At 63.1% G+C, this 24,772-nt stretch carries 26 protein-coding genes and 1 pseudogene; 16 read left to right on the top strand and 11 right to left on the bottom strand.

Going from position 1 to position 24,772, the window contains the following annotated elements; genetic code table 11:
* Positions 1-38: 38 nt before the first annotated feature.
* The 15 genes from CO676_RS16505 (at position 39) to CO676_RS16435 (ending at position 14,091) form a co-directional block, all read left to right on the top strand.
* Positions 39-1,121 carry a putative urea ABC transporter substrate-binding protein gene (locus CO676_RS16505; protein WP_097521860.1) on the top strand — a complete coding sequence of 361 codons (1,083 nt, stop codon included), beginning with the start codon at positions 39-41 and terminating at the stop codon, positions 1,119-1,121.
* A gap of 81 nt (positions 1,122-1,202) precedes the next feature.
* Positions 1,203-2,027: an ABC transporter permease subunit gene (locus CO676_RS16500; protein ID WP_097521859.1), complete on the top strand. Its 825-nt coding sequence runs from the start codon at positions 1,203-1,205 to the stop codon at positions 2,025-2,027.
* Positions 2,024-2,830: an ABC transporter ATP-binding protein gene (locus CO676_RS16495; RefSeq protein WP_097521858.1), complete on the top strand. Its 807-nt coding sequence runs from the start codon at positions 2,024-2,026 to the stop codon at positions 2,828-2,830. Before CO676_RS16500 ends, CO676_RS16495 begins: the two co-directional genes overlap by 4 nt.
* On the top strand, positions 2,823-4,028 hold the full coding sequence (locus tag CO676_RS16490; protein WP_097521857.1) for an agmatinase family protein: 1,206 nt from the start codon (positions 2,823-2,825) through the stop codon (positions 4,026-4,028). The genes CO676_RS16495 and CO676_RS16490 overlap by 8 nt, the downstream gene beginning before the upstream one ends.
* A gap of 10 nt (positions 4,029-4,038) precedes the next feature.
* The gene (locus CO676_RS16485; protein ID WP_097521856.1) at positions 4,039-4,560 is read left to right on the top strand and encodes a hypothetical protein; all 522 of its coding nucleotides are present in this window, start codon (positions 4,039-4,041) and stop codon (positions 4,558-4,560) included.
* 25 nt (positions 4,561-4,585) lie between these two features.
* Positions 4,586-5,167 carry a HupE/UreJ family protein gene (locus tag CO676_RS16480; RefSeq protein ID WP_097521855.1) on the top strand — a complete coding sequence of 194 codons (582 nt, stop codon included), beginning with the start codon at positions 4,586-4,588 and terminating at the stop codon, positions 5,165-5,167.
* A 330-nt stretch (positions 5,168-5,497) separates the two neighbouring features.
* Entirely contained in the window at positions 5,498-5,767 is a 270-nt protein-coding gene (locus CO676_RS16475; RefSeq protein ID WP_097521854.1) for an acylphosphatase, read from the top strand.
* A 151-nt stretch (positions 5,768-5,918) separates the two neighbouring features.
* Positions 5,919-6,560: a Rieske 2Fe-2S domain-containing protein gene (locus CO676_RS16470; protein WP_097521853.1), complete on the top strand. Its 642-nt coding sequence runs from the start codon at positions 5,919-5,921 to the stop codon at positions 6,558-6,560.
* The gene (locus tag CO676_RS16465) at positions 6,557-7,399 is read left to right on the top strand and encodes an aromatic ring-hydroxylating dioxygenase subunit alpha (RefSeq protein WP_097521852.1); all 843 of its coding nucleotides are present in this window, start codon (positions 6,557-6,559) and stop codon (positions 7,397-7,399) included. The genes CO676_RS16470 and CO676_RS16465 overlap by 4 nt, the downstream gene beginning before the upstream one ends.
* The gene (locus CO676_RS16460; protein ID WP_097521851.1) at positions 7,396-8,055 is read left to right on the top strand and encodes a glutathione S-transferase family protein; all 660 of its coding nucleotides are present in this window, start codon (positions 7,396-7,398) and stop codon (positions 8,053-8,055) included. Before CO676_RS16465 ends, CO676_RS16460 begins: the two co-directional genes overlap by 4 nt.
* A 1-nt stretch (position 8,056) precedes the next feature.
* Positions 8,057-9,436, top strand: coding sequence for an amidohydrolase (locus CO676_RS16455; protein WP_097521850.1), 1,380 nt, complete (start codon positions 8,057-8,059; stop codon positions 9,434-9,436).
* Between the two features lie 25 nt (positions 9,437-9,461).
* The gene (locus CO676_RS16450) at positions 9,462-10,559 is read left to right on the top strand and encodes a BMP family ABC transporter substrate-binding protein (RefSeq protein ID WP_179875509.1); all 1,098 of its coding nucleotides are present in this window, start codon (positions 9,462-9,464) and stop codon (positions 10,557-10,559) included.
* A 3-nt stretch (positions 10,560-10,562) separates the two neighbouring features.
* Positions 10,563-12,086 (top strand): ABC transporter ATP-binding protein, encoded by a 1,524-nt coding sequence (locus tag CO676_RS16445; protein WP_097521848.1) that lies wholly within the window; start codon positions 10,563-10,565, stop codon positions 12,084-12,086.
* Entirely contained in the window at positions 12,083-13,183 is a 1,101-nt protein-coding gene (locus CO676_RS16440) for an ABC transporter permease (protein WP_097521847.1), read from the top strand. Before CO676_RS16445 ends, CO676_RS16440 begins: the two co-directional genes overlap by 4 nt.
* A complete protein-coding gene (locus CO676_RS16435; protein WP_097521846.1) occupies positions 13,180-14,091 on the top strand; it encodes an ABC transporter permease in 912 nt (303 codons plus the stop codon). Before CO676_RS16440 ends, CO676_RS16435 begins: the two co-directional genes overlap by 4 nt.
* A 115-nt stretch (positions 14,092-14,206) precedes the next feature.
* On the opposite strand, the pseudogene CO676_RS16430 reads toward CO676_RS16435, so the two are convergent.
* The 11 genes and pseudogenes from CO676_RS16430 to CO676_RS16380 form a co-directional block, all read right to left on the bottom strand.
* A pseudogene (locus CO676_RS16430) lies at positions 14,207-14,630 on the bottom strand (type II toxin-antitoxin system VapC family toxin).
* Complete coding sequence (locus tag CO676_RS16425; protein WP_097521845.1) at positions 14,627-14,881, bottom strand: type II toxin-antitoxin system Phd/YefM family antitoxin; 255 nt, start codon at positions 14,879-14,881, stop codon at positions 14,627-14,629. Before CO676_RS16425 ends, CO676_RS16430 begins: the two are co-directional and overlap by 4 nt.
* Positions 14,882-15,133: 252 nt before the next feature.
* Positions 15,134-15,511, bottom strand: a complete 378-nt coding sequence (locus CO676_RS16420) for a DUF3307 domain-containing protein (protein ID WP_097521844.1) — start codon at positions 15,509-15,511, stop codon at positions 15,134-15,136.
* On the bottom strand, positions 15,447-17,369 hold the full coding sequence (locus tag CO676_RS16415; RefSeq protein ID WP_097521843.1) for an adenylate/guanylate cyclase domain-containing protein: 1,923 nt from the start codon (positions 17,367-17,369) through the stop codon (positions 15,447-15,449). The genes CO676_RS16420 and CO676_RS16415 overlap by 65 nt, the downstream gene beginning before the upstream one ends.
* 2 nt (positions 17,370-17,371) lie before the next feature.
* Positions 17,372-18,688 (bottom strand): NAD(P)/FAD-dependent oxidoreductase, encoded by a 1,317-nt coding sequence (locus CO676_RS16410; RefSeq protein WP_097521842.1) that lies wholly within the window; start codon positions 18,686-18,688, stop codon positions 17,372-17,374.
* Between the two features lie 3 nt (positions 18,689-18,691).
* The gene (locus CO676_RS16405) at positions 18,692-19,165 is read right to left on the bottom strand and encodes a DoxX family membrane protein (RefSeq protein WP_097521841.1); all 474 of its coding nucleotides are present in this window, start codon (positions 19,163-19,165) and stop codon (positions 18,692-18,694) included.
* Positions 19,162-19,962 (bottom strand): putative DNA-binding domain-containing protein, encoded by an 801-nt coding sequence (locus CO676_RS16400; RefSeq protein ID WP_097521840.1) that lies wholly within the window; start codon positions 19,960-19,962, stop codon positions 19,162-19,164. The genes CO676_RS16405 and CO676_RS16400 overlap by 4 nt, the downstream gene beginning before the upstream one ends.
* On the bottom strand, positions 19,949-20,980 hold the full coding sequence (locus CO676_RS16395) for a DUF692 domain-containing protein (protein ID WP_097521839.1): 1,032 nt from the start codon (positions 20,978-20,980) through the stop codon (positions 19,949-19,951). Before CO676_RS16395 ends, CO676_RS16400 begins: the two co-directional genes overlap by 14 nt.
* A 36-nt stretch (positions 20,981-21,016) precedes the next feature.
* On the bottom strand, positions 21,017-21,286 hold the full coding sequence (locus CO676_RS16390; protein WP_097521838.1) for a DUF2282 domain-containing protein: 270 nt from the start codon (positions 21,284-21,286) through the stop codon (positions 21,017-21,019).
* Between the two features lie 258 nt (positions 21,287-21,544).
* Positions 21,545-22,630: a patatin-like phospholipase family protein gene (locus tag CO676_RS16385; RefSeq protein WP_097521837.1), complete on the bottom strand. Its 1,086-nt coding sequence runs from the start codon at positions 22,628-22,630 to the stop codon at positions 21,545-21,547.
* Between the two features lie 27 nt (positions 22,631-22,657).
* On the bottom strand, positions 22,658-23,488 hold the full coding sequence (locus CO676_RS16380; protein ID WP_097521836.1) for a 3-hydroxybutyrate dehydrogenase: 831 nt from the start codon (positions 23,486-23,488) through the stop codon (positions 22,658-22,660).
* A gap of 272 nt (positions 23,489-23,760) precedes the next feature.
* Between CO676_RS16380 and CO676_RS16375 the strand changes: the two genes are divergently transcribed.
* Entirely contained in the window at positions 23,761-24,705 is a 945-nt protein-coding gene (locus CO676_RS16375; RefSeq protein WP_014763090.1) for a LysR family transcriptional regulator, read from the top strand.
* Positions 24,706-24,772 lie beyond the last annotated feature (67 nt).

Genomic DNA, 24,772 nt, shown 5'->3' with positions numbered 1-24,772 from the left:
CGCAGCGTGAGCCCCAAGTCGAACAAGGGGAACAGACGATGCGTTTCGGAAATGGCAGATTCGGTTTTCGTGCCCTCTCGGCCGCTGTGGGCCTCTCTCTCGCGCTTCTCGCGGCCGGGACGCAGGCGGAGCCGAAGAAGGAATTCAATATCGCCTGGACGATCTATGTCGGCTGGATGCCGTGGCCCTATGCGGCGGACGCCGGGATCGTGAAAAAATGGGCCGACAAATACGGCATCACCATCAACGTCAAGCAGATCAACGATTACGTCGAGTCCATCAACCAGTACACGGCCGGCGGCTTCGACGGAGTGACGGCGACGAACATGGATGGTCTCACCATCCCGGCCGCCGGCGGCGTCGACACCACGATCCTGATCATCGGCGATTTCTCCAACGGCAATGACGGCATCGTCTCCAAGACCGCGAAGACGCCCGCCGATCTCAAGGGTGAGAGCATCAATCTCGTCGAACTATCGGTCTCGCACTACCTGCTTGCCCGCGCCCTCGAAACGGCCAGGCTTTCCGAAAAGGACGTAACGATCGTCAACACCTCCGATGCCGACATGGTTGCCGCCTTCAAGTCGCCGGAGACCTCGACGGTTGTCACCTGGAACCCGCTGCTCGCCGAGGTCAAGGCCGAACCCGGTTCCGCTGCGCTGTTCGATTCCACGGAAATTCCGGGCGAGATCATCGATACGTTGATGGTCAACACCGAGGTGCTCAAGGACAATCCCGACTTCGGCAAGGCACTCGCCGGCATCTGGTACGAGACCATGTCGATCCTCACGGACCCAGGCGAGAAGGGCAGGGCGGCGCGCGCCGCGATGGGCTCGATGTCCGGCACGGACCTGGCCGGTTTCGAGGCCCAACTTGCGGCGACCAAGCTGTTCCCGACACCTGAGGAGGCGGTCGCCTTCACCGAGAGCGAGGATCTCGTCAAGACCATGGATCTGGTACGGACGTTCTCCTTCGACCATGGCCTTCTCGGCGATGGAGCCCCGAACAAGGACGTCGTCGGCATCGCATTCCCGGGCGGGCAGGTTCTCGGCTCGACCGACAACGTGAAGCTGCGCTTCGACGCCAGCTACATGAAGCTCGCTGCGGAAGGCTCCCTCTGACGCCGCTGCAGGGCACGGACTGACCCTGCCCCTGCCCTGCCGGCTTCGGCCCGAGATGTTCTCCAGAAGATGGGAAGACTCATGCGACGTGCCGTCAATATCGTCCCGGGATCGGGAACTCGGATTCTGCTTGCCCTTCTGCCCTTCCTATTGATCGCCTGCCTCTATGTCGTCGTCTCGGCGGAACGGCGGGCCGCAAATCCGGGCGACAAACTGCTGCCGCCGATCACGGAAATGGCAACGAGCATGGACCGGCTGGCGACCGAGCCCGACCGGCGGTCGGGAGACTTGACCCTCTGGTCCGATACCGCGGCGAGCCTCCAGCGACTGTTCATCGGCCTCGGAGCGGCTGCCGCCATCGGCCTGGTGCTCGGGCTGACGCTCGGCTTGCTTCCGGTGGCCAGCGCCGGGCTGTCGCCGCTCGTCGCCGTCGTTTCGATGGTCCCGCCGATGGCCATCCTTCCGGTGCTGTTCATCGTCTTCGGCCTCGGTGAACTCTCCAAGGTCGTGCTGATCGTGATCGGCATCGCGCCCTTCCTCATTCGTGACCTCGCCATGACCGTCGCCGCCATCCCGAGCGAGCAGATCGTCAAGGCGCAGACGCTCGGTGCTTCGACGTGGCAATTGATGCTGCGCGTGGCTCTGCCGCAGGCGATGCCACGGCTTATGGAAGCCTTGAGGCTCTCGCTCGGCCCGGCCTTCCTCTTCTTGATCTCGGCCGAAGCGATCGCCGCCGAAAGTGGCCTCGGCTATCGCATCTTCCTCGTCCGGCGCTATCTCGCCATGGACGTGATCCTGCCCTACGTCGCCTGGATCACCCTAATCGCCTATCTTCTCGACTGGCTGCTAGCGCGGCTCGCCCGGCGCGCTTTCCCCTGGGCCTATGTCCAGGAGGCGCGCCGATGAGCGAAATCCGCGTCCACAATGTCTGGGTGGAATATGGCGACCAGGTCGTGCTCGAAAGCATCTCGCTCGACATCGCCTCCGGCGCCTTCGTTTCCGTCGTCGGTCCCTCGGGCTGCGGCAAATCCACCTTTCTCCGGATGATCCTCGGGCATGAGCGGCCGACGCGCGGCATCATCACGCTCGATGGAGCGGCGCTGCCGGACGAGCCTGGTCCGGACCGCGGCGTGGTTTTCCAGCGCTATTCGGTTTTTCCCCACCTGAACGTTCTACAGAACGTCCTGATCGCCTTCGAGTTCGCCGAGAGCTCGTTCACGGCCAAGCTGTTTGGAGCGAAGCGACAGGCGGCCAGCGAGAAGGCGGAAGCGCTTCTTGAGGCGGTTGGGCTCAGCGAACACAGTCGGAAGTATCCGAGCGCGCTGTCGGGCGGGCAGCAGCAGCGACTGGCGATCGCTCAGGTGCTCGCCAGGGAACCGAAGGTGCTGCTGCTCGACGAGCCTTTCGGCGCGCTCGACCCCGGCACGCGGGCGCAGATGCACGCGCTCATCAAGCCGCTCTGGCGCGAGCGCGGCATGACCGTGATCATGGTGACCCACGACCTTAAGGAGGCCTTCGGTCTAGGGACGCGGCTGCTCGCCTTCGATAGGCCACGCATCGATCCGCAAGGGCCTGAGCGCTACGGCGCCCGCATCATCTACGACCTCGATTTGAGCCGCGACGGGCCCGTCCCAGTACTCGGCTTTTCGCGGCCGATCGAGGCTAGCCCCACTTCCCAGGAAACGAAAAGGAGCATGCCCCATGCGTGAACCCCCAAGCCGCCAGTCTCGCCGCGCCGGCCCCATAGCGACGCCCGTTCGCGAGCGCCGGCACCACCCGGACTTCAACACGCTCGACAGCCAGGGCTGGAAGGCGCTCGAGGCGGAGGGGAAGCTTTCCGGCAACGGCTGGGGACGCGAAAAGAAATGGGCGCTCGAAATGGGCCTGCCGGGCTCGGAGAGCCTGACGGACAAGTCGATCCCGACCTTCGCGCGGGGCGAGCTGCCGCATTTCGCCGGCATCAACACGTTCCTGAAGGCGCCCTACGTCGAAAACGTGCGTGATGTCGGCAAATACGATGCGGCCGTGCTCGGCATCCCTTTCGACAGTGGCACGACCTATCGTCCGGGCACGCGCTTCGGACCGCAGGGTATCCGCCGCATCTCGGCGCTCTACACGCCTTATAACTATGAAATGGGCGTCGACCTGCGCGAACAGATGACGCTCTGCGATGCCGGCGACGTCTTCACCATTCCGGCCAATCTGGAAAAGAGCTTCGACCAGATCACCCGCGGCGTCGCCCATGTCTTTTCCTCCGGCGCGCTGCCGATCATGCTCGGCGGCGACCACTCGATTGGCTTTCCCTGCGTGCGCGGCATCGCCGAATGCACCTCGAAACGCATCGGCATCATCCATTTCGATCGCCACATCGATATCCAGGAAAAGGATCTCGACGAACGCATGCACACGACGCCGTGGTTCTGGGCGACCAATCTGCCAAACGTCTCGCCGAAGAATCTCATCCAGCTCGGTATCGGCGGCTGGCAGGTGCCGCGCGACGGCGTGAAGGTGGCGCGCGAGCGCGGCACCAATGTGCTGACGATCGACGACATCGAAAAGCTCGGTTCGGAGAAGACTGCCGAGATCGCGCTCGAGCTCGCCTGGAAGGACGCCGACGCCGTCTACATCTCCTTCGATGTCGACAGTATCGATTGCGGTTTCGTGCCGGGCACCGGCTGGCCGGAACCGGGCGGCTTCCTGCCGCGCGAGGCGCTGAAGATCCTCGGGCTGGTTGCGGCAGAAGGGCTCTGCGGTCTCGAGGTCGTTGAGGTCAGCCCGCCCTACGACACCTCCGACATCACGGCGCTTTTCGGCGTACGGGTGGTGGTGGAGGCGCTGGGCTCCCTCGTAGCGCATGGCAAGCTCGGCTCCCACAAGCACCTGATCGACATGCCGGTGAGCTTCTGAGGAGACGGCCATGCACGGCGGACATCATCACCACCACGGCGCGCGCTCGCACCACCATGATCATGATCACGGTCACGACCGTCATGTAGGTCCCGGCCATAACCGGCAACGTGACACCGTACAATGGCAGGTGCCGCATCGCCCCGAAAGCAAGGACCTGTCGCCGCCGCACGAACGTGACCTCGATCTCGTCGAGGCGACTTTCGTCGAGAACTTCGCCCGTGCGAGCGATCCGACGAGCTTTCTCAGGCTCGCGGGGATTCCCTTCGCCGGCGTCGACGTTTCCGGGAACGCCCTGCATCTGCTTCGTGTCGAGACCGCGGATCTTGCCGACGTCGGCGCGGTCGTGCCGCTCCTCGGCGGCGGCGGCGTACGCTACGACGTGCTGCCCGCGCGCATGACCTCGCGCCGCCACGACCTGGGCTTCCTCTACCACGACGGCAAAGCGGTCGTCCGGCTTTCGTTCGCCGAGGCACGCAAGCTCGAGGACCGGACCGACGCCTCGCATTTCGACATCGAACCGACCGAATGAATTCTTCCTTCAGAAAGGCAACGTCATGATTTTTCAGACCATCGCTGCGCTCGCCGCCCTCCTAATCACTTTGCCCGGTCAGGCCCTGGCCCATATCGGCGACCATGTCCACGGCATCGAAAGCGGCTTCCTCCACCCCTTCTCAGGCCTTGATCACCAGCTCGCCATGGTCGCCGTCGGGCTGATTGCCGCGCGGCTTGGCGGCCCGGCACTCTGGCAATTGCCAGTCGCCTTCGTCTCGGCCATGGTCGCGGGAGCAGCAGTAGCCATGACCGGCATGACCGTGCCGCTCGTCGAAGCGGCGATCCTCGCCTCCGTGATCATCTACGGCGCAGCGCTGATCATAGACGCGAACGTGCCGGTCACTCTGGCTGTCACGGGCACCGCCGCCTTCGCCTTCTTCCATGGCTTGGCACATGGAGCCGAGGGGCCGGCCGCCGCTCCCTTCGGCTATATCCTCGGGTTCATCGGCGGCACGGTGATCCTGCACATGGCCGGCATCGCCGCTTGCCGTGGGATTGCCCGATATGACGTGGCCGCAGCGGCGTTTCGCATCGCCGGCACGGTGATCGTGAGCGCCGGTGTCGGGCTCGCCTACGTTGCGTAACGCGCGAGGAGATGGATATGCGCCCCATAGCCGATATGTTGATTTGCTGGCGACAGGTCGTCTTCGCGGGTATGGCTTCCCGCTTTGCTGGTCTGCAGAGCCTGCATCCAGCCTCGCCCTGGCGACCACCCGCGCGCAGAGCGAGGTTGAAAAAAGCACTGCGCAAACGTGATAAAGGCAAGTGTGAAGCTCGCATTTGTCGAGGCGGGCTGCGCACCGCAGACCTCCTTGGCCGGTACCGCCGCGACACCTCGCTCGTAGAACACGCTTCCGCAAGCGCATCCACGCGATATGTTGTCGTGACTAGAGACTCCAACTGCGAGGCCTTTCATGACGGAGCGACAACAGAGCCACCTCCGAGAACGCATGACGATCCGTGGCGATATTGATGCGGCCTCGTTCGTTCCCTGGATCCGGCGCCATGCAGCCAAGCTCGGGCTCTCGCAGTCCGTATCCCATGCCGGTTCGGATCGGATCGAACTTGAGATCGCCGGACCGGCGGATCTGATCGACATGATGGAGATGGGATGCTCGCTCGGCCCCATCGACGTCTGGGTCGAAACGATTGACCGCATACCGATCGACCGCGGAAGCGACTAACGCGGCCGCTCGATCATCCACTGCCTTTTATTTCATCAATATTGCCAATGCAGAATAATTATGCAAACGTGATGACACTGAGCAGCAAGCCGTCCGCGTCCACTTCGGATTTGCACCAGTAAAGCGTTGGTATCATTTAGAGAGTTGAGTTATGCTATCCGAGTGGACGCCAGTCGCTCTTTCCGCGGATTTGCCAGCAGGAACCGTCATGCCGGCACGGACACCCGCCGGACCGATTGCCCTCTGGCGAAGTCAGTCCGGGCATGCGGCGGCCTCGGCGGACCGTTGCCCGCATCGCGGTATGCGCCTGTCTCACGGCTTCGTGCGTGGCGAGGCTCTTTCCTGCATCTATCACGGCTGGAGTTATGCCCGGACTGGAAACTGTCTGCGCATCCCGGCCCATCCAGCTCTCACGCCGCCGGAAACGATCCGCGTAGAAACGCATGAGGTCAAAGAGTCCGGCGGAGTCATATGGGTGGCGGTCGGAGAACCCACAAAGCAGCCGCCGCGACTCGAAGGCCTTGCTCCGTTGCGTTCGCTGACGGCGCATGCCGGCATCGCCGTGCTTGAGGCTGTGGCGGGCGCGAAGGCCGATCCTGAGGGACTTGTCTGGCAGGTGCAGAGTTCGCAAGAGATCCGGCTGCTGCTTGTCCCGCAGGAAGACGACCAAACATTGATCCATGTTCTGCTGGACGACAAAAGCAGTGCGTCCCAGCGCGTCGCCGCCTCCCGTGCCACCGAGAGCTTGCGACGGACGGCCGAATATCTTCAGGCGAAAGGCATTGCGTCATGACCGAGGACGCCATGATCGACGAGTGGTATCCCGTCGGCCTCTTTAGCCAGATCGAGGACGGATGGAAAACGGCCCTGATGGGAGAGCCGATCGAGGTGGCATTCGCCCCCGGGGGCGAAGTCAAAGTAACATCTGAAGATGGGCGGACGCTCCCCGTTCGCGTCCGCTACGGTCACGTCTGGTCGTCGCTCGGCAAACCGCGGAAAGACCTTTTTGCGATTCCCGAAGCTGACCAGCCCGGGCGACGATTTGTCGAAGTCGGCGTGGTTCGGGTCCGCTGCTCACCGCTCCGCGCAGTGGAGAACTTTCTCGACATCGCGCATTTCCCTTTCGTGCACACCGACATCCTGGGCGCAGAGCCGCATACGGAGGTGCAGGACTACAAGGTCGAGATCCGGCAGAATGAGGATGAGGTCTGGGCGACGCAGGTGAAATTCTACCAGCCCCAGGCTGCCAAATCGGCAAGCGGCGGCATCACGACGGAATACATGTACCGCGTGCCGGCGCCGACCTGCTGCGTTCTCTACAAGACGTGTCCGCCCCGTCCGGGCGAGTGGGACGTCATCACCCTCTTCGTCCAGCCGCTTGCCGAAGACCTGTGCGATGTCTGGCCGTGGATGGCTCTTTTCGACGATGTCACGCCGATGACCGACCTCATCCACTTTCAGCAGACCATCTTTCTGCAGGACCGGTCGATTCTTGAAAACCAGATCCCCCGGCTCCTGCCGCTCGACCCAGGGATGGAAATCCCCACGAGAGCCGACTTGACGTCGGTCGCCTACCGACGCTGGCTGAAACGCCACAACTACACATACGGCGCACAGCTGGTGGCGCAATGAAGCTCTACGATTACGTTCTCTCTCCCAGTTGCTACAAGGTGCGCCTCATGGCAGCACTCACCGGCGTGAAGCTGGAAATCCGGCCGGCGGACTTCCATCCCGGCGCCGAGCATCGCGGCCCTGAGCTCATGGCGCTCAATCCGGCGGGTTCCATCCCAATCCTCGAAAACGGCGACCTCATCCTTACCGAATCCGCCGCCATGCTCGTCTACCTGGCCGCACAGGCGGGGCCGGAGTGGCTCGGCATCGGCTCACCGGAGGAAAGCGCGCGCGTCCAGCAGTGGCTCTCGTTCTCGCACCGGCTGACGGCGAGCCTCGGAGGCGCGCGCCTCTATGAAATGCTGCTGCGTCCGGGGGACATCGCCAAACTTCAAGCGCAGGGCATCTCGGCGCTTCGCGAGCTCGAAGCTGGCCTGGTCGAACAGGGCCTGCGCGGCATGCGGTTCCTCGCCTGCGACCAGCCGACGGTTGCTGATATCGCATGCTTTCCCTACGTCGCACTCGCGCCCGACGGCGGTGTACCGCTCGACCCCTATCCCGCCATCCGGCTCTGGTCCCGCGCAATCCGCGGCCTCGAACACTTCGTCGAGATGCCTGGGATTCACCGGCTGCACGAGCTGAAGCCTGAACCTGATGTCGAACCGGGGGAGGTTTGACGTGCCCGGTTACCTGTTGCGGAACTGCGCGGCGATCATCGCGGACGACGGCAGGGGGCCGACCGTCTACCGCAACGTAGACTTGCTGACGAATGGTCCCGCGATAGACAAAATCGGCGAAGGCCTTCACAAAGGAGAGTTGCCTGCCGGGACGATCACGCACGACGCCACCGGCTGGTTCGTATATCCGGGCCTCGTCAACACGCACCACCACTTCTTCCAGTGCTTCGTGCGCAACCGCGCGGATCTCGATTGGACGAAGCTTTCGGTGATCGAATGGCTCGACCGTATCTATCCGATCTTCTCGCGACTGACCGAGGACTGCTTCTACCATGCCTCGCTCACGGCAATGGCCGAGTTAATCAAGCACGGCTGCACGACGGCGTTCGACCACCAGTACTGCTTCCCGCGGCACGCCGGCAAACGGCTGATCGACCGGCAGTTCGAGGCCGCCGATCTTCTTGGCATGCGCTTTCATGCGGGTCGCGGCGGCAACACGTTGCCGAAATCCGAAGGCTCGACCATTCCAGACGCCATGCTGGAAACGACCGACGAATTCATTGCCGATTGCACCCGCCTGATCGACACCTATCACGATGCCGGCCCCTTCAGTATGCGGCAGGTCGTGGTCGCACCCTGCCAGCCCGTCAACTGCTACCGCGAGACGTTCGTGGAGTCGGCGGCGCTGGCGCGCGATCGCCGCGTGCAGTTGCATACGCATGTGGGCGAAGGCGAGAGCCCGGTCATCGAGGCCCGGCACGGCATGCGGACGGTGGACTACTGCGCGGAGCTCGGCTTTGCCGGCCCCGATACCTTCTATGCCCATTGCTGGGAACTGACCCACGACGAACTGCGAACGATGGCCGCGAGTGGGACCGGTATCGCTCACTGCCCCGAGCCGGTCTATCTGGTCGGCGCCGAGGTAACGGATATTCCGGCCATGTCGGCCTTCGGTCTCCGGGTGGGTCTCGGCTGCGACGGAGCTGCCTCGAATGACAATTCAAACCTGATGCACTGCGTGCACTCCGCCTACATGCTGCAGTGCCTGAAAGCGTCGACGCGCGCGCATCCCGTCCCGCCCCCGGTCGACTTTCTCGGCTATGCCACCGCCGGTGGTGCGGCCCTCCTCGGCCGCCGCGACATCGGTCGGCTCGCCCCCGGCATGGCCGCCGACCTATTTGCAATCGACACACGGCGCATGGACTACGTCGGCACACGGCATGATCCGCTGAGCCTGATTGCCAAAGTGGGCATCGGTCTGCCGACCGACATGACCATGATCAACGGCCGCATCGTCTGGGCGAAGGGTGAATTCATCGGGCTCGACGAGGCGCGGCTGTTCGCGGAGGCCGAGGCCGCTCTCGCCACAGTGGAACTTTAAGACACAAAACAGGGGAACTGACATGCTGACAAACCTGACTCGCAGGACACTGATGAAGGGCGTTGCCGCCTCCGGCCTCGCCAGCGCGCTCGGCGGCCAGGCCGCCATGGCGGCCGACGAGCCGCTCGGGATCACCCTCGTAATCCCCTCCCCGGTAGGCGATGTCGGTTGGGGCCATGCGCTCGCCGCCGGCCTCGAGCCGGTCAAGGCCGCTTACGGCGACAAGGTGAAGGTCACCGTCATCGAGAACATTCAGGAAGGTCCGGACGCCGACCGCATCATGAACAAGACCGTCGCCGACGGGAATAACATCCTGATCGCAGGCTCGTTCGGCTATCAGAACGGCGCTCTGCAGATCGCTCGCCGGAATCCGGCCGTCACCGTGCTGCATGCCTCCGGTTTTCAGGTGGCTCCGAACTTCTCGCCTTTTGCGGCCAAGTATTTCCAGGGGACCTACTTGCTTGGCATGGCTGCCGCCGCGCTCTCCAAGACCGGCAAGCTGGGCTCCGTATCCGCCTTCGCCATCCCGGAGCTGATCACGTCCATCAACGCCTTCACTCTGGGCGCCCAGGCGGTGAACCCTGATATCGAGGTGTCGGTCGTGTGGGTGAACTCGTGGTTCGACCCGGCCAAAGAGCAGGAAGCGGCAAAGGCTCTGATCGCGCAGAAGTGCGATGTGATCTTCTCAAACGCGCAGGATACGCCGTCCGTCATCGCAGCCTGCGAGGAGGCCGGCGTCTATGCGTTCAACCTCAACTCGTCGATGAAGAGCTACGCTCCGAAGACCTATCTCGGCTGCGTGGCGACCGACTGGTCGCCTTTCTTCAAGGCCTCGGTCGACGCCCATGTCGCCGGCACGTTCAAGGGCGCCAATGCCTTCCTCGGCGTCGCCGACAAGGTCGTCGAGGTTGTCGACTGGAATCCGGATATTCCGGCCGACATCATGACCAGGATCAAGGAGATCGAGGCGAAGATCGCCGATGGCAGCTTCTCGCCTTTCACCGGGCCGATCACCAGGGCCGACGGCAGCGAAGCGGCCGCCTCCGGTGCAACGCTCACCGATGGCGAGATCGTCGCGATGGACTGGCACGTCAAGGGCGTCACCACGCCCCTGCCGAAGTGAGCCATGACCGCTCCCCTCCTGTCGCTTCGCGGCATTTGCAAAAGCTACGGCCAGATCCAAGCCAATCAGGGCATCGGTTTGGACGTGGCTCCACAGTCGATTCATGCGATCCTCGGAGAGAACGGAGCGGGCAAATCGACGCTGATGAAGCTGATCTACGGCGTCGAGCAGCCAGACGGCGGAACCATCGTCTGGGAAGGAGAGCCCTTGAACCTTGCCTCCCCTGCGGAGGCGAGGCGCAAGGGGATCGGGATGGTCTTCCAGCACTTCTCGCTCTTCGAGACCCTGACGGTCGTGGAGAACATTCAACTGGTCGTTCCCGACCGGAAAGCCGATCTCACGGAGCGCATACAGACGCTTGGACGCGAATTCGGCCTCGAAGTCGATCCGCTCGCCCATGTGCACGCGCTTTCCGTCGGCGAGCGGCAGCGGGTGGAGATCATCCGATGCCTGATGATTAAGCCGAGGCTGCTGATCCTCGACGAACCCACCTCCGTCCTGCCGCCGCAATCGGTGGACAAGCTCTTCGATACCCTGCGACGTCTGCGCGACGGCGGTGTTTCCATCCTGTTCATCTCCCACAAGCTCGAGGAAATTCGGGCGATCTGCGACAGGGCGACCATCCTGCGCGCCGGGCGCGTCACCGGCCATGTGGACCCGCGCGAACATGATGCGCATGACCTTGCCCGCATGATGATCGGCCGCGACATGCCGGAGCCGATGCCGGCGCTTCCCCAGTCTGGCGGAGAAAAGCGGCTTGAGATCGTCGGCCTCGACTACCGGCCGGACGACCCTTTTGCCGTGGCGCTGTCCAACGTTAACCTCACGGTCCGTGCCGGCGAAATCCTTGGAATAGCCGGGATTTCGGGTAACGGGCAAAGCGAGCTTGCCGCGTTGATATCCGGCGAAGCGGTCCTGCCGGGGGAACAGCGGGACCGGATCTACATGATGGGCAAGGATGTCGGCACGCTCGACGCGGCTGCCCGACGGCAGCTTGGATTTGCGTTCGTCCCCGAAGACCGGCTCGGACGCGGTGCCGTACCTGAAATGTCGCTCGTTCTCAACAGCCTCCTGACCGCGCATCCGCTCGGCCTTCTCAGGCAAGGTCTCGTCGACAAGGCGAAGGCGAAGGCGTTCACCAACGAGTGCATCCGTCAATACGATGTCCGCACGCTCGGCCCAGACGCGGAAGCCGGCGCGCTCTCCGGCGGCAATCTGCAGAAATTCATTGTCGGCCGCGAGATCATGCTTTCTCCGAAACTGCTGTTCGTGGCGCAGCCGACCTGGGGCGTCGACGTCGGCGCCGCTTCCGCCGTCCGCAGTCGGCTCGTCACGCTGCGAAATGAGGGCACGGCCATCCTCGTCATTTCCGAGGAACTCGAGGAGCTTTTCGAACTCTGCGATTCCATCCAGGTGCTGCACCACGGCACGCTGAGCCCGCCACTCGTCACACGGGACACGCGACCCGAGGAGATCGGCCGATACATGATCGGCGCACATCCTTCGCGCGAGAAGGCTCTGGCATGAGCGCTTTTTCTGCAGCCTTGCTTCCCACTCTTGTCCGCCGGGAGCGCGCCTCGCTTGCCGCGACGGTCCTTGCGCCTCCCGTCGCCCTGGCCGTGGCGACCGTTCTCAATCTCGGGCTCTACGTCCTGATGGGCCGCGATCCAGTCGCCGTCCTATACGCGATGCTTCTCGAGCCGTTCCTGTCCTGGGCGTCGTTCTCAGAGGTGCTGCTGAAGACGGGGCCCCTCCTCCTCATCGCACAGGGCCTCGCGATCGGCTTTCGCGCGAAGGTCTTCAACATCGGTGCCGAGGGCCAGTTCATTCTGGGAGCGATATTCGCCTCGGCCATTCCTGTATGGTTCCCGCAGGCAACGGGCCAGTGGATCTGGCCGGTGATGCTGCTCGTTGGGGCAGTCGGTGGCGCCCTGTGGGCTTCGATTACCGCCTTCTGGCGCGTCAGACTCAACGCGAACGAGATCCTCGTGTCACTGATGCTGAGCCTCGTTGCCGCGCAGTTCCTCAACTACCTGCTCCTTGGCCCCTGGAAGGATCCCAACGGCTTCAACTTCCCTCAGTCCGTCATGTTCCAGTATGACGCGATGGTGCCGGTCCTGATCTCCGGTACCCGTGTCAACGTCTCGCTTCTCCTGACGATCGCCCTGTCGATTGCGGCATGGATCTTCATGCAGAAGAGCTTTGTCGGCTACAAGCTCCAGGTCGGCGGCCTCGCGCCGCGTGCCGCCCGCTACGCCGGTTTCAACGAGGGGTGGGCGATCTGGCTTTCTCTTCTGATCGGCGGATGCGCGGCCGGTCTTGCCGGCGCAGCCGAGGTTAGCGGTCCCCTTGGCCAGCTACAGCGCTCGATTTCGACCGGTTATGGCTATGCGGCCATTATCGTCGCTTATCTCGGCGGCCTGCATCCGATCAGCATCGTTGTCTCGGCTCTCTTCATGGCGATCCTCTACATCGGGGGGGACAATGCCATGGTGTCGACAAATCTGCCGATCGCCGCGGTCCGCGTCTTTCAGGGCAGTCTGCTGCTCGCCTATCTCATCGCAATCGCCTTCGTGCGATACCGTCTCGAATGGCGCCGTCCCGTCTACCGGAGCCAGCCATGAACGCCATCGAGTTCATTCTCGCCGGAATGCTCGCGGCTGCGACACCGTTTCTGCTTGCAGCTCTCGGAGAGCTGGTCGTCGAGCGGGCCGGGGTTCTTAACCTGGGCGTGGAGGGCTTGATGGCATTCGGCGCAGTGCTCGCCTTCATTGTCGTCTATCATGGCGGGGGGCACCTCCTGGGTTTCGTCGCCGCAGGTCTCGGCAGTGCCCTCCTCTCTCTCGTTTTCGCTCTCGTCGCGCTCGGATTTCGCGCGAACCAGGTGGCGACAGGCCTTGCCATAGGTATCCTCGGCCAGGGTCTCTCGGCGCTGTTCGGCAAGACCTATGAAAGCCTTACGGTCAAGGGGCTTCCCAGGCTTGCATTACCATGGCTTTCGGAAATCCCGCTGGTCGGCCGCCTGTTCACTCAGGACATCGTCGTCTGGCTGTCCCTTGCCGCGACCCTCGCCATCTGGGTGATGTTTGCCTGCACGAAGGTCGGCCTCGTCGTCCGGGCGACCGGCGAGAACCCGAAAGCGGCTCACGCCATCGGCTATTCGGTCGTTGCCATACGCTTCGCCGCCGTTGCAATTGGCGGAACGATGGCAGGCTTTGCCGGAGCCTATGCGGCCGTTGTCTACACACCTCTGTGGGCCGACGGGATGATTGCCGGGCGCGGCTGGATCGCAATCGCACTCGTCGTCTTCGGAACATGGCTCACCGCCCGGATCTTCCTGGGGGCATGCCTCTTTGGCGCCGTATCGCTCATGGGCCTCGCAGCCCAGGCGACCGGACTCGACGTTCCGTCACAAGTGCTTGCGAGCCTGCCTTATCTGGTCACGATTGTCGTACTCGGCATCATTTCGGCAGACCGGCGCCTGCTGAAGCTGAACGGCGTCGCCTCGCTCGGCGAACCCATCGAACGTTAGTATAACACGAGGTGTGCCACGCAAAATCTCACGCTCTGAACGGATTCGATCGGTCGGCCCCGCAGTCGAGCTCGCCCGGCCAGGGACCGCCTGTATTCGGATAGAAGTGAAACGGTCAGCCTTGCCAGGGATCGACGACAATGACGCCGGTGCCTTCGAAGTCTCTGGTGTTTCGCGTCACGACGATCATGTCATGGACGAGAGCCGTCGCCGCAATCAGCGCGTCGGCCTCATTGCGCCGGTCGGGGATGTGCAGGTGCGCGCAACGTGTCGCAACCGCATCGTCTACCGGCAGAATACGGGCCGGCGAATTCCGGGCGCACGTGACTGTCAAGCCAAGAACGCAGTCGAGCACCTTGTGCGGCGTCCCGGCGCTGTACCCCGAGGACACCGCGCTCCAGCTCAAGCATGGTGATGGCCGAAAGGAAGAAGCGAGTCGCATCCTCCGCTCCGACCCACGCCACTACATTGGCATCGGCCTGGCGGTCGCCGACCTTGCGCAATTCGGAAATGACATTGGTATCCAGCAGGTACCTCAAGACAAGTCCACTTCGCGCGGCCCGATTTCAACGCGGTGCGGCTCAAAATCGATCGCCGAGAGGCCAGGCATGGCGAGCGCGTTGACAAGACTGCGGTGCTTACCTGTCAAGCGCTCAAATTCATCATAGGTCATTAGGACATGGGAAGGCTTGCCGCGGTCGGTTATGATGACCGGGCCGCCTTTGGCTGCCTTCTTAGCGCTACTCACGTCATGGTTCAGCTCTCGGCTGGAAAGGGTCGTGATACCCACGGCTCACCTCCATGTAGGTAATTACCTACATATAGCATCAGAGGAAGAAATAACAAGTGCAGCGGGACCCCAGCTACCCCAGCGGGCACATCAGCTCTGATGGAGGAATCCGGCGCCGCACCGTTCCAGTCGATACATTATGCGATCTTTTCAGCACAGAACCAGAACAAGCTAGGATTCTTCGTCGAATACGCCATCGCAAACAACGCCCGTTCCCTGCCAGTCGCATGTTTAGCGTAGGGACGAAAGCACCTACAGCAGCGCGGCAAGGATCAGCGCCGCGTAGGTGAGCTGGTGCAGCAGTTGATCGGCTCCGTGCATGGCCCAGTAGGCCCGGGTCGTAGCATCCGCGCGGCTATGCTGTGACAGCAATGCCTTGCAATAATCTATGAGGTAGTGAGTTAGGAATTCCGCGACTACGAGAATGGTGACACGCATCAACCCGATTCCGGCCAGCATCAGCGCCGGCACGGTTCCGAGCGCGTGCCCGCCCGCATGCACATAGCCGCCGATCATGCGGAAATTGCCCTTGCCGCGCAGGATCCAGGCTGGCTGCAGCACATAATCAACGAGGTAGTGCTTGAGTTGCAGGCACGCGAGCATCGCCACCGTCGTAATCGCCATTTCCATCGCTTCCTCCCGCGGACCGAACGTTTGGCTGGTCAATCGTATGTACGCCAACGGGCTTGGCCTTGCCGCGGACCGCCGCAAGCCCGAGCGGCCTCGTTATTGGCTCTGCCCCGAGCTCGCGCATGGTCGCGTCGCTGATCACGATTTCGACGCCGCGCTCCTTGGCCACATTCACCAGCCGGCTCGCGAGATTGACCGTGTCGCCGATGGCGGTGTAGCTCAGCCGCTCGGCGGAGCCGATATTGCCGATCAGCGCCGTGCCGCTGTTGATACCGATGCGCACGCGGATCGCATTCTCGCCGGCCGCAATTGGCGGCTCGTCATGCATTGCCCTCCGGATCGCGACAGCCGCGCGGCAGGCGCGGGCGGCATGATCCGCCTGCTTGCCCGGCGCATTCCAGATCGCCATAACCGCATCCCCGATAAACTTGTCGACCGTGCCACCCTCCGCATGAACAGCGGCGACCGCAATAGTCAGGAAGCGCGTCAGATGCGGCTCGACGCCGGGTCCGAGCCTCTCCGTCAGCTCGGTGAAACCGGGTAGGTCCGCGAACATGACGGTCGCCTCGCAGAGCTCGCCGCCGGGCTTCGGCTCAATGCTGCCTTCGACCAGCGGTCGCACGACATCGAGCGGCATGTAGCGGGCAAAGGCCGAAAGACCGACGGCCATGCGCTTCAATGCCTGGGAGAAATCGTTGAGCTCGGCGAGGAAGGTCGGGTGATGGCGGACGCTTTCCAGCGAGAAGCGCTCGACCGCACGCAATTGCTCCGCCAGCCGGGCGAGCGGACGGGCAAAGAGAAAATTTGCAAAGCCGACGGCAGTTGCTGCGGCAAGCGCGGTCATGGCGAGCACGACTATGGCTATGCGGCGGATATTCTTGTCGATACCGCCTGCGAAGATCGAGCGCGGGGTGGCGGTAACTAGGCGCCAGTTCTCGAACGGCAGGCGCGACGACGACACGAAGACGGGCCCGAGCAAAGCGTTTGGCACTACAGCTCGGAAGGCGTCGACCTTGTTGGCCGCGACAGCCTCGGCGGCCGCCGCCGCCACGGCATCGGAGGCCGGAAAGTCGGAAAAATGCGCCGCCATCACGCCGTCGGAAGGTTGCGATGTCGCAAGTACCCGCCCGCGCTCGTCAAGAACGAAGGCTTTCCCGAGCACTGGTAGTTCTTGCGCCTGCAGCGCCTCGGAAAGGCGCCGGAGGCTAACAGCCACCATCACCACGCCGGTAAACTTTCCGAAGCTCACGACGCGCTTCGACAGCACCACCGCGGGTTCGAAACCGTTCGGCAGCACATTGGTGACCGTCCAAACGGGCTCTCCGGTTTCCTTGCCCAATCGATACCAGGGGGCGCCGAGTGCCACATAGGCGCTCTCCGCCTTGATGCGCTCCTCGAAAAATATGTCGCCCGGGATCGGTCGGTAGAGATCGCGCCGCAGCGGACGGAGCTCGCCGGCTTCCGCGGCGCCGATTTCGACCATCTCGATCCGGCCGTCGGCGGTCGCATGCGACCCGAAAAAGCGCCCATCCGGAAAGCCGAAGCCGATCCAGGCGATCGCCGGCTGCTCGCGCAACAGCGACAGGAACAGGAACTCGCGCTTGACCTCGTCATTGGCGCCGATCGCCCCCTGGAAGAAGATGGAGCGGACAACTTCGGCGGTGCTCGTCACGAGCGACAGCGTGCGGGACAGGTCGTTCCTGACGGATCCCGCCGTCTGGGCATCGAGACTGGCGACGATCTCCTCGATGTTCTCGCCGGCTGCGCGCTGCCAGATGAGATGGATCAGCGCGGCGGTGGAGAGCACCGCTAGCATGAGGATCACGATAATGACCTGGGCCAGCTTCGGGCGGTACATCGCTAGGTGTCGTGTTGGCCGGTGATCAGCCGCGCGGCGCGATCGTTGCGGACATAGGCGACCGCCCAGTCGAGAAAGACGACGAGGCGATTACGGAAGCCGACGAGGAACCAGAGATGGGCGAAGTTCCAGACGAGCCATGCGGAATAGCCGGAGAGCCTGGCCTTGCCGAAATCCGCAACCGCTGCCTTGCGGCCGATGGTCGCGAGATTGCCGTGGTCACGATAACGGAAGGGCGCCGATTGCCGTCCCGCCATGTCGCCGAGAATGGCGTGGGCCGCGTAACGCCCCATCTGCTTGGCTGCTGGCGCCACGCCCGGTACAGGACGTCCGGCCGCACCGGTCACCGAGGCCGTGTCACCGATGACGAATATTTTGTCATGCCCCGGCGGATTTAGACGCCGGTCGACCAAGACCCGTCCGGCGCGGTCCGCCGCCGCACCGATCCACTTGGCGGCGCGCGAAGCCATGACGCCTGCGGCCCAGAGAATGCAGGCGGAGCCGATTTCAGTTCCGTCGGCCAGCCGTACGCCGCTGTCATCACAGCCGGCGACGGCATTGCCGAGCAGGACCTCGACGCCAAGCCTCTCGAGTTGTCTCTGGGCCTTTCTCGAAAGGAAGGGCGGCATCGCCGGCAGTATCCGCTCACCCGCTTCGACGAGCACGACCCGGGCGGAGGATGAATCGATGCGTCGGAAATCACGAACGATCGTTCTTCGCGAGAGCTCGGCGATCGCGCCGGCGAGTTCGACACCGGTCGGCCCGCCGCCGACGACAACAAAGGTCAATAGCGTCTGGCGCAAACGGGCGTCATCGGTCACCTCCGCCCGTTCGAAGGCGGAGAGGATGCGCGCGCGGATCGCCGTCGCATCCGTGATTGTCTTCAGGCCCGGGGCGTGGTCCGCCCAGGCATCGTTGCCGAAATAAGTGTGGCGGGCGCCGGTTGCGACGATCAGGTAGTCATAGGGGATGCGCCGGCTGCCGGTCACGACCCATCGCGCGGCGGTATCGACCGCCTCAACCTTGTCCATCAGGACCGTGGCGTTCGACTGCCGCGAAAGAATGCGGCGGATGGGCATGGCAATCTGCGCCGGTGAGAGTCCCGCGGTCGCGACCTGGTAAAGCAGAGGCTGGAACAGGTGATAGTTTCGCCGGTCGATGACGGTGACTTCCACCGGCGCGCGGCGAAGCGCCATCGCCGCGTTCAAGCCGCCGAAGCCCGCCCCGAGAATGACCACGCGCGGCCGATGCTTTGCCTTGTTCGTGCCGGCCGCAACCTCGCCCGGCACGGAGGCGCTCTGAACAGGCGTCACCGACATCGCTCAGCCTCCGGCACGGACGCGTCGGGCGACCAGATGATCGACGGAAAACACGCCGGCGCCGCGCGAGAGGATGAGCAAAAGCAGGCTCGTCCACATCAGATGCTCGACCCAATGATCCGGGTAGACGAAGATCTGGATGGTGGCGACGACCCCAAGCAGCATCAGTGAGGCGAGCCGCGCGAGCAGTCCCAATCCGAGCATCGCCGCGCCACTGAGTTCCGCCGCTGTCGCCATGAGGGCGGTCAGCCCGGGATCGAGCAGCGGCAAGCGATATTCGAAGGAGAACAGCTGGAGCGTGACCGGCCACGAGGCGAGCTTCGTCTGGGCGGACTGCCAGAATACCTCTGCGACCGCCACGCGCGATGCCAACTGCACGATCGATAGCGGCAGGGCGGTCGCCCACTCCACGACAGTGTCGTGAACCCTGTATATCGTTCTGGAAAAACTCATCGGTGTTGCGCGCATCGTGGTCATGACACTCTCTCCCGTTGGTTGGAAGACTCCTTCGTGCGATGGATGCTGACGACGAGCTCGCTGACGAATAGGCCCGTCAGCGCTCGAGCGATATCGAACTCGGGCGAGTGGCGGCAGGCGCGGGCGACCGCGGCCTCGAGTCCCCTGCCCCGCATCAACACGTGCCAGAAAGCAAACTCCGCGGCGTCTAGGCACAGGAACCGAACGGTGTCGGCATGTCTCCACAGCGCAATGCGCTCCGGCTCGCGTTTGAAATGGGCGAGCCTGTCGGGATCGCCTCCCTGCTGGTGCGCCGCCCATATGCTGAGGGCGGGCCAGCGGCAGGGAACAAGTCGCAGCGAAGGCTGTAGAAAGAGCGCGAAGGACCCGCTCGAAACCCCCTCGTAGAGCTCGATGAGTGTGCTTGGCCGCTCCAATGGCGCGTCGAGCGCTTCGGCGATCTTCCACTCCAGGCGCGCCACCTCGGAAACGAACGGCATATCGGCGGTTCCCTCGAAGCGCGCGAGGAATGGCGCAAATCCTGCGCCGTAACGCGAAAGGCGCGGCTCTTGTGGCGGGCTGTTCCGGATGAAGCAGCCGGCCACATAACCGAAGTAGCGCTCGTCGAGCAGCCGCACCGTCACGGGAAACACGGCCTTCAACGTCGTCGTGAGCGAGACCAGCGTATTGTTGCGGTAGATATTGAGCCGCTTTGCGGGGTCGAAGCGACCCCGCTCGAGAAGTGGCAGGATATCGGCAGGCCCGGTCGTCAGAACCGCACGCGCGACGACGCGCTGCAGGGTTTCAATGGAGGACATGGCCGTCCCTCCTGTAATGGTCTGCTGCGCACTTGCCGCAAGCGGCTCTAACTGCTGCGATGGCAGCGAGCGCCGGGAAACGGATGCCACTCGCGTCGTCGCGGCGGGGGAGCGTCATTGTCTCGAAGCGGCTGTCCGGCACGGCGACCGGCGGCTCCTCCGGGCGCTCGTCGAAGGCGATACGGCGGGCGAGCATGTCCGCCCACATGGCTTCGCCCAATAGGGCCCCGAGCGGCGGCACATCCGTGTCCCACTCGATCAGTGTCGGTCGTGGGCCGATCCTGCGGAGAGCGTGGGCATAGAGCGACCAGACGGCCGGCGGCACACGCGACCCATGGTCGTCGACGAGAATGACGTCGCCGTCCACTTCGTTGACCGCGTGGCCGGCAAGGTGGATTTCGCCGATCGCGTCGGCAGGAAGGGCGTCGATGAAGGCCAGTGCATCGAAATCGAGGTTGCTTGCGGAGACATGGACGTTGTTGACGTCCAGCAGCAAGCCGCAACCGGTCCGGTTGACGAGCTCGCTCAGGAACTCGGCCTCGGTCATGCTCGATTCTGCGAAGGCCAGATAGGCCGAAAGGTTTTCGATGAACACCTGGCGCTTGAGCGTGTCCTGCAGTCGGCCGACGTTCCCGGAAACGATGGCGAGCGCCTCGTCGTCGTAACGGAGCGGCAGGAGGTCGTTGAGGTAGGCGCCGTCGGCGACGCTCCAGGCAAGGTGCTCCGAGACGATCGCCGGCTGGAAGCGTTGGCAGACGAGACGCAGGCGCTCCAGATGCGCTCGGTCGAGACCTGAGGCGCTGCCGAGCGACAGTCCGACGCCGTGCACCGAAAGCGGATAAACGTCGCGCAGCTTCTCGAGCGCATCCACGGCCGCTGATTGCCCCATATAGTTTTCGGCGTGGACTTCCAGCCAACCCGCAGCAGGCCTGCGGGAAAGCATCTCGGCAATGTGTATCGAACGGAGGCCGATGCCCGCAGCGCACGGCACCGGGTGGGTTGGAAACGTCTTGGGCATCGGTCTACTCCCTTTTTTGCTTGTTGTCGGAGGCCGTCAGGCCTTGGGGGCGTTGCTGCCGCCGGCGATTTTTCCGCAGGTGCCGGCAGGCACGTAGATCCAGGCGTCAGCCTGGTCGTCCATCGTCGAGGTGCCGGCGCAGGAATGGGTTGCCGTCTGGCAATCGTTCTGCCCGGCTTTGACGATGCCGTAGCACTTCTCGAACGAGAACTCGGGCTGGGTGGCTGGGCCTGCCGAGGCCGTCGAAGCCGAGACGGAGGCGATCGCCGCAAGCGCGGAACCGATGAGTGTGCGAGTGTTGATCATTGAACATCTCCTGGATCTGACGTTGTTCAGACCGGACATCGGCCTGATGCAGGCAAGCTTCGCAGACCGCTCTCGCTCTTTGAAATGCTGTTCAGGCATGGTTTCGATAGGGACGAACTATCCGCCGGCGATGGGGGCACCGGAGATGAAAAAAAGCCCCCGGGAGGGGGCAAGACTGCCATCGGGAGGGAGATGGCAACGAGGGCTTGCGCGCACTCCGTGGCGACGCGCTGCGATGGTCGGGAAGCGTCGAACGCCCTAAAGATAACGCGTACTGATATCGACGCTCGAACGCTTCCCTATCGCTTCGTAGTTCGCCATCAGCCAGTCCTCCGCGCACTGCCGGCCGCGGTCACGGAGGTCTACGAGGGCTCCCCACTCGGCATTGAGCTTGCTGGAGACGCTGAGGTTTCTCATCGTCTCGTCGTCGGATATCCCATGCACGAAGATGCGCTTGAGACCGAGGGAATTACCCGCCTCCGACTCAGTCAGTTGCGTCACGAAGGCGATTGCCCGCATCTCTCTGAGCAGCGACGAATTGAAGCTTATTTCGTTGATCCTGTTCAGGATTTCGGCCGCTGTCCGCGGCAGTTCCGTTCGCTCAAGCGGATTGATGTGCACCACCAGCACATCCGGCGTATCGCAGCCGTAGATCAGTGGGAAAATAGCCGGGTTCCCCATATAGCCGCCATCCCAATAGGCTTCGCCGTCGATTTCGACGGCCTGGAAGAGGAACGGCAGGCAGGCGGATGCCATCACCGAATCGATCGAGATCTCGTCGTTGGAAAAGACCTTCACCTTGCCGGAGCGCACATTGGTCGCGCAGATGTTCAGCTTGACCGGACAGCGGGACATTCGGATCGCCTCGAGGTCGATCGACTGCTCCAACACTTGGCGAAGCGGATTATAGTTCAGCGGGTTGAACTGATAGGGCGACAAGAGTCGCGTTACCATGTCGAAAATGACAAAGGCCGGCGAAAACTCCAATGATTTCGACCCGGTCATGCGGTCGAGCAGGCTCGGCTGCAGCGGACTGAAGGCGGCCGCATGGCTGATGCGGCGCCAGAAATTGGCGAGCGCCCTTTGCGCGCCACTCCGTCCGCCTTCCGCGAGCCCATAGGCCAGGACAGCGGCGTTCATTGCCCCGGCGCTGGTCGCAACGATGCCTTCGAAAAACAGGTTAGGCTCGTCGAGCAGCCGGTCGAGGACGCCCCAGGTGAATGCGCCATGCGCACCGCCACCCTGAAGTGCGAGGTTAATCGTCCGCGGCGGCCGCCTCTCGGCCATGGAGGACCTTTCCTGGTCCTCTCGAGCTGGCATGTCCACTTTGGCGTGCTTGTTCATGGCTCTCCTCCTCTTCGCATGTTGAAATCAGTGGGCCGTCCATCCCCCATCGACAGGGATCGCCGTGCCGGTTATCGAGGCCGCCGCGGTGCTGCACAGGAAGACGCTCAGCGCCCCCATTTCTTCGACTGTTGCGAAACGCTTCGTCGGCTGGTTCTTCAGGAACACGTCTCGGATTACGGAATCGCGAGCGACACCGTGGGACTTTGCCTGGTCGTCGATTTGCTGCTCGACCAGCGGCGTCCACACATAGCCGGGACAGATCGCATTCGCCGTAACGCCGAACTCGGCACCTTCCAGGGCCACGACCTTGGTGAGTCCGACGAGACCATGCTTCGCCGCCACATAAGCTGATTTAAACGGAGATGCGACGAGTCCATGAGCGGAGGCGACGTTGATAATCCGGCCGTACCCGCGGGCCCGCATCTGCCCATAGGTCGCCTGGACGAGATGAAAGGCGGCGGAAAGGTTGATAGAGAGGATCGCGTCCCACTTGGCCTCGGGGAATTCGGCGATCGGGGCGACATGCTGTATACCGGCATTATTGACGACGATATCCACCTGTCCGAAGCGGGCGCCGGCGCGCTCGACCATCATCCGGATCGCCTCCGGCCTCGACATGTCGGCGCTGTCATAGGCGACGTCGACGTCGTTCTCCTCCGCCATCTCGGCCCGCTGCCGCTCAATCTCGGCCGGGTCACCGAACCCATTGAGCATCACTGCCGCGCCCGCCTTGGCCAGCGCCTGGGCGATGCCTAGACCAATGCCGCTGGTGGAGCCGGTCACAATGGCGCTGCGGCCATCGAGCGTTCTGCGCCCGAGCATTGCATCGGTTTCAACGTCGGTACTCTTCAGCATGTCCACGTCTCCTCAAGTTCGGCCAAAGGGCCTTTTCCGGGAGAGAATGGCGCTGTATTCATTTCAACTGAAATGCCACTGTGCTATGAATTCGATAGGTGAATTGCATTGGCGATGACGACGCGTGCGTAGGAAGTTCGTTGCCTCGACTTCTGCACTCCGCGGCGTCAGGGATTGATGGCGTGTCGCTAGCAACGCTTTGAAGTGTTCCTTTTAGCTTCGGGGTCCGATCCGAAGGAATTGCCGTAGAAAGTCTTCCGGGGGGGACAGGTATGGACATTCACCATGTTCGCTATTTCCTGGCAGTCTGCGAAACGCGCAACTTCACGCGGGCGGCCGAGAATTGCCATGTGACTCAGCCAGCGTTGAGCCGCGCTGTTCAGCAGCTCGAGGACGAAGTCGGTGGGCTTTTGTTCCGACGCGAGCGCAACCTCACCCATCTGACCGACCTTGGAAACTTGCTGCGGCCTCGCTTTCAGTCGATCGTGGACGAGTTATCGGGGGTTCGGCAGGAGGCCTCGCGTTTCCTCTGTCTCGAGGATGCTCATGTGAAGGTCGGCATCATGTGCACGATCGGGCCGCGCCGCTTCACCGGCCTGCTCAGCGACTTCAACATACGGCACCGCGGCATTCAGCTCCAACTTGTCGAAGGCGTGCCGACCAAACTTTCCGAACTGCTTGAGGCCGGAGAAATCGACGTCGCCATCATGGCGAGCAGTGACCAGTTCCCCGAGCGTTTCGACGTGACGCCGCTGTTTCGCGAACGGTTCATGCTCGCGTTTCCCGCCGGTCATCGCCTCTGTCAGTATGATGCCATACCGATCACGGCGATCGACGGCGAGATCTACCTCAGGCGGGTGAACTGCGAATACTGGGACTATCTGTCGGACCTTTGCGACTCGTTCGGAGTGAAGACCCGGGTTTCCTATTCGAGCGAGCGTGAGGACTGGATTCAGAACATGGTGGCCGGTGGCCTCGGGATCTGCTTCATTCCCGAATACAGCGCAGTCATTCCTGGACTACAGGTGCGCCCCGTTGCCGAACCGGAGGTCACGCGGGAGGTATGTCTTGTCACCGTCGCCGGTCGGCGGTTCTCCCCGGCCGTCGCCACCTTCGTCGGCGCGGTGAAGTCTTACGGCTGGGCGGCACCGCATTCCGGCATCGACATGCGGCGCACCCCCGACGCCCATGCCGATGCGCCCCCTCTGCCGCAATAGCTCTGGGCTATGGAAATCAAAAGCAGGCGGCATTTCTTTGCCGGCCAAATATCCCGCAATCTCCTTG

Source organism: Sinorhizobium sp. BJ1 (assembly GCF_002531555.1).
In the GTDB taxonomy this organism is placed as follows: domain Bacteria; phylum Pseudomonadota; class Alphaproteobacteria; order Rhizobiales; family Rhizobiaceae; genus Sinorhizobium; species Sinorhizobium fredii_B.
Note: the sequence above shows the minus strand (reverse complement) of the source record. Positions and strands in the feature narration are given on the sequence as shown.

Coding starts and splice junctions, on each gene's coding strand:
- CO676_RS16485 (WP_097521856.1), top strand. CDS start 4,039: ATGCACGGCGGACATCATCACCACCACGGCGCGCGCTCGCACCACCAT.
- CO676_RS16415 (WP_097521843.1), bottom strand. CDS start 17,369: ATGTACCGCCCGAAGCTGGCCCAGGTCATTATCGTGATCCTCATGCTA.
- CO676_RS16385 (WP_097521837.1), bottom strand. CDS start 22,630: ATGAACAAGCACGCCAAAGTGGACATGCCAGCTCGAGAGGACCAGGAA.
- CO676_RS16400 (WP_097521840.1), bottom strand. CDS start 19,962: ATGTCCTCCATTGAAACCCTGCAGCGCGTCGTCGCGCGTGCGGTTCTG.
- CO676_RS16375 (WP_014763090.1), top strand. CDS start 23,761: ATGGACATTCACCATGTTCGCTATTTCCTGGCAGTCTGCGAAACGCGC.
- CO676_RS16435 (WP_097521846.1), top strand. CDS start 13,180: ATGAACGCCATCGAGTTCATTCTCGCCGGAATGCTCGCGGCTGCGACA.
- CO676_RS16395 (WP_097521839.1), bottom strand. CDS start 20,980: ATGCCCAAGACGTTTCCAACCCACCCGGTGCCGTGCGCTGCGGGCATC.
- CO676_RS16380 (WP_097521836.1), bottom strand. CDS start 23,488: ATGCTGAAGAGTACCGACGTTGAAACCGATGCAATGCTCGGGCGCAGA.
- CO676_RS16500 (WP_097521859.1), top strand. CDS start 1,203: ATGCGACGTGCCGTCAATATCGTCCCGGGATCGGGAACTCGGATTCTG.
- CO676_RS16490 (WP_097521857.1), top strand. CDS start 2,823: ATGCGTGAACCCCCAAGCCGCCAGTCTCGCCGCGCCGGCCCCATAGCG.
- CO676_RS16440 (WP_097521847.1), top strand. CDS start 12,083: ATGAGCGCTTTTTCTGCAGCCTTGCTTCCCACTCTTGTCCGCCGGGAG.
- CO676_RS16475 (WP_097521854.1), top strand. CDS start 5,498: ATGACGGAGCGACAACAGAGCCACCTCCGAGAACGCATGACGATCCGT.
- CO676_RS16480 (WP_097521855.1), top strand. CDS start 4,586: ATGATTTTTCAGACCATCGCTGCGCTCGCCGCCCTCCTAATCACTTTG.
- CO676_RS16465 (WP_097521852.1), top strand. CDS start 6,557: ATGACCGAGGACGCCATGATCGACGAGTGGTATCCCGTCGGCCTCTTT.
- CO676_RS16420 (WP_097521844.1), bottom strand. CDS start 15,511: ATGGAAATGGCGATTACGACGGTGGCGATGCTCGCGTGCCTGCAACTC.
- CO676_RS16405 (WP_097521841.1), bottom strand. CDS start 19,165: ATGACCACGATGCGCGCAACACCGATGAGTTTTTCCAGAACGATATAC.
- CO676_RS16505 (WP_097521860.1), top strand. CDS start 39: ATGCGTTTCGGAAATGGCAGATTCGGTTTTCGTGCCCTCTCGGCCGCT.
- CO676_RS16460 (WP_097521851.1), top strand. CDS start 7,396: ATGAAGCTCTACGATTACGTTCTCTCTCCCAGTTGCTACAAGGTGCGC.
- CO676_RS16445 (WP_097521848.1), top strand. CDS start 10,563: ATGACCGCTCCCCTCCTGTCGCTTCGCGGCATTTGCAAAAGCTACGGC.
- CO676_RS16410 (WP_097521842.1), bottom strand. CDS start 18,688: ATGTCGGTGACGCCTGTTCAGAGCGCCTCCGTGCCGGGCGAGGTTGCG.
- CO676_RS16470 (WP_097521853.1), top strand. CDS start 5,919: ATGCTATCCGAGTGGACGCCAGTCGCTCTTTCCGCGGATTTGCCAGCA.
- CO676_RS16495 (WP_097521858.1), top strand. CDS start 2,024: ATGAGCGAAATCCGCGTCCACAATGTCTGGGTGGAATATGGCGACCAG.
- CO676_RS16390 (WP_097521838.1), bottom strand. CDS start 21,286: ATGATCAACACTCGCACACTCATCGGTTCCGCGCTTGCGGCGATCGCC.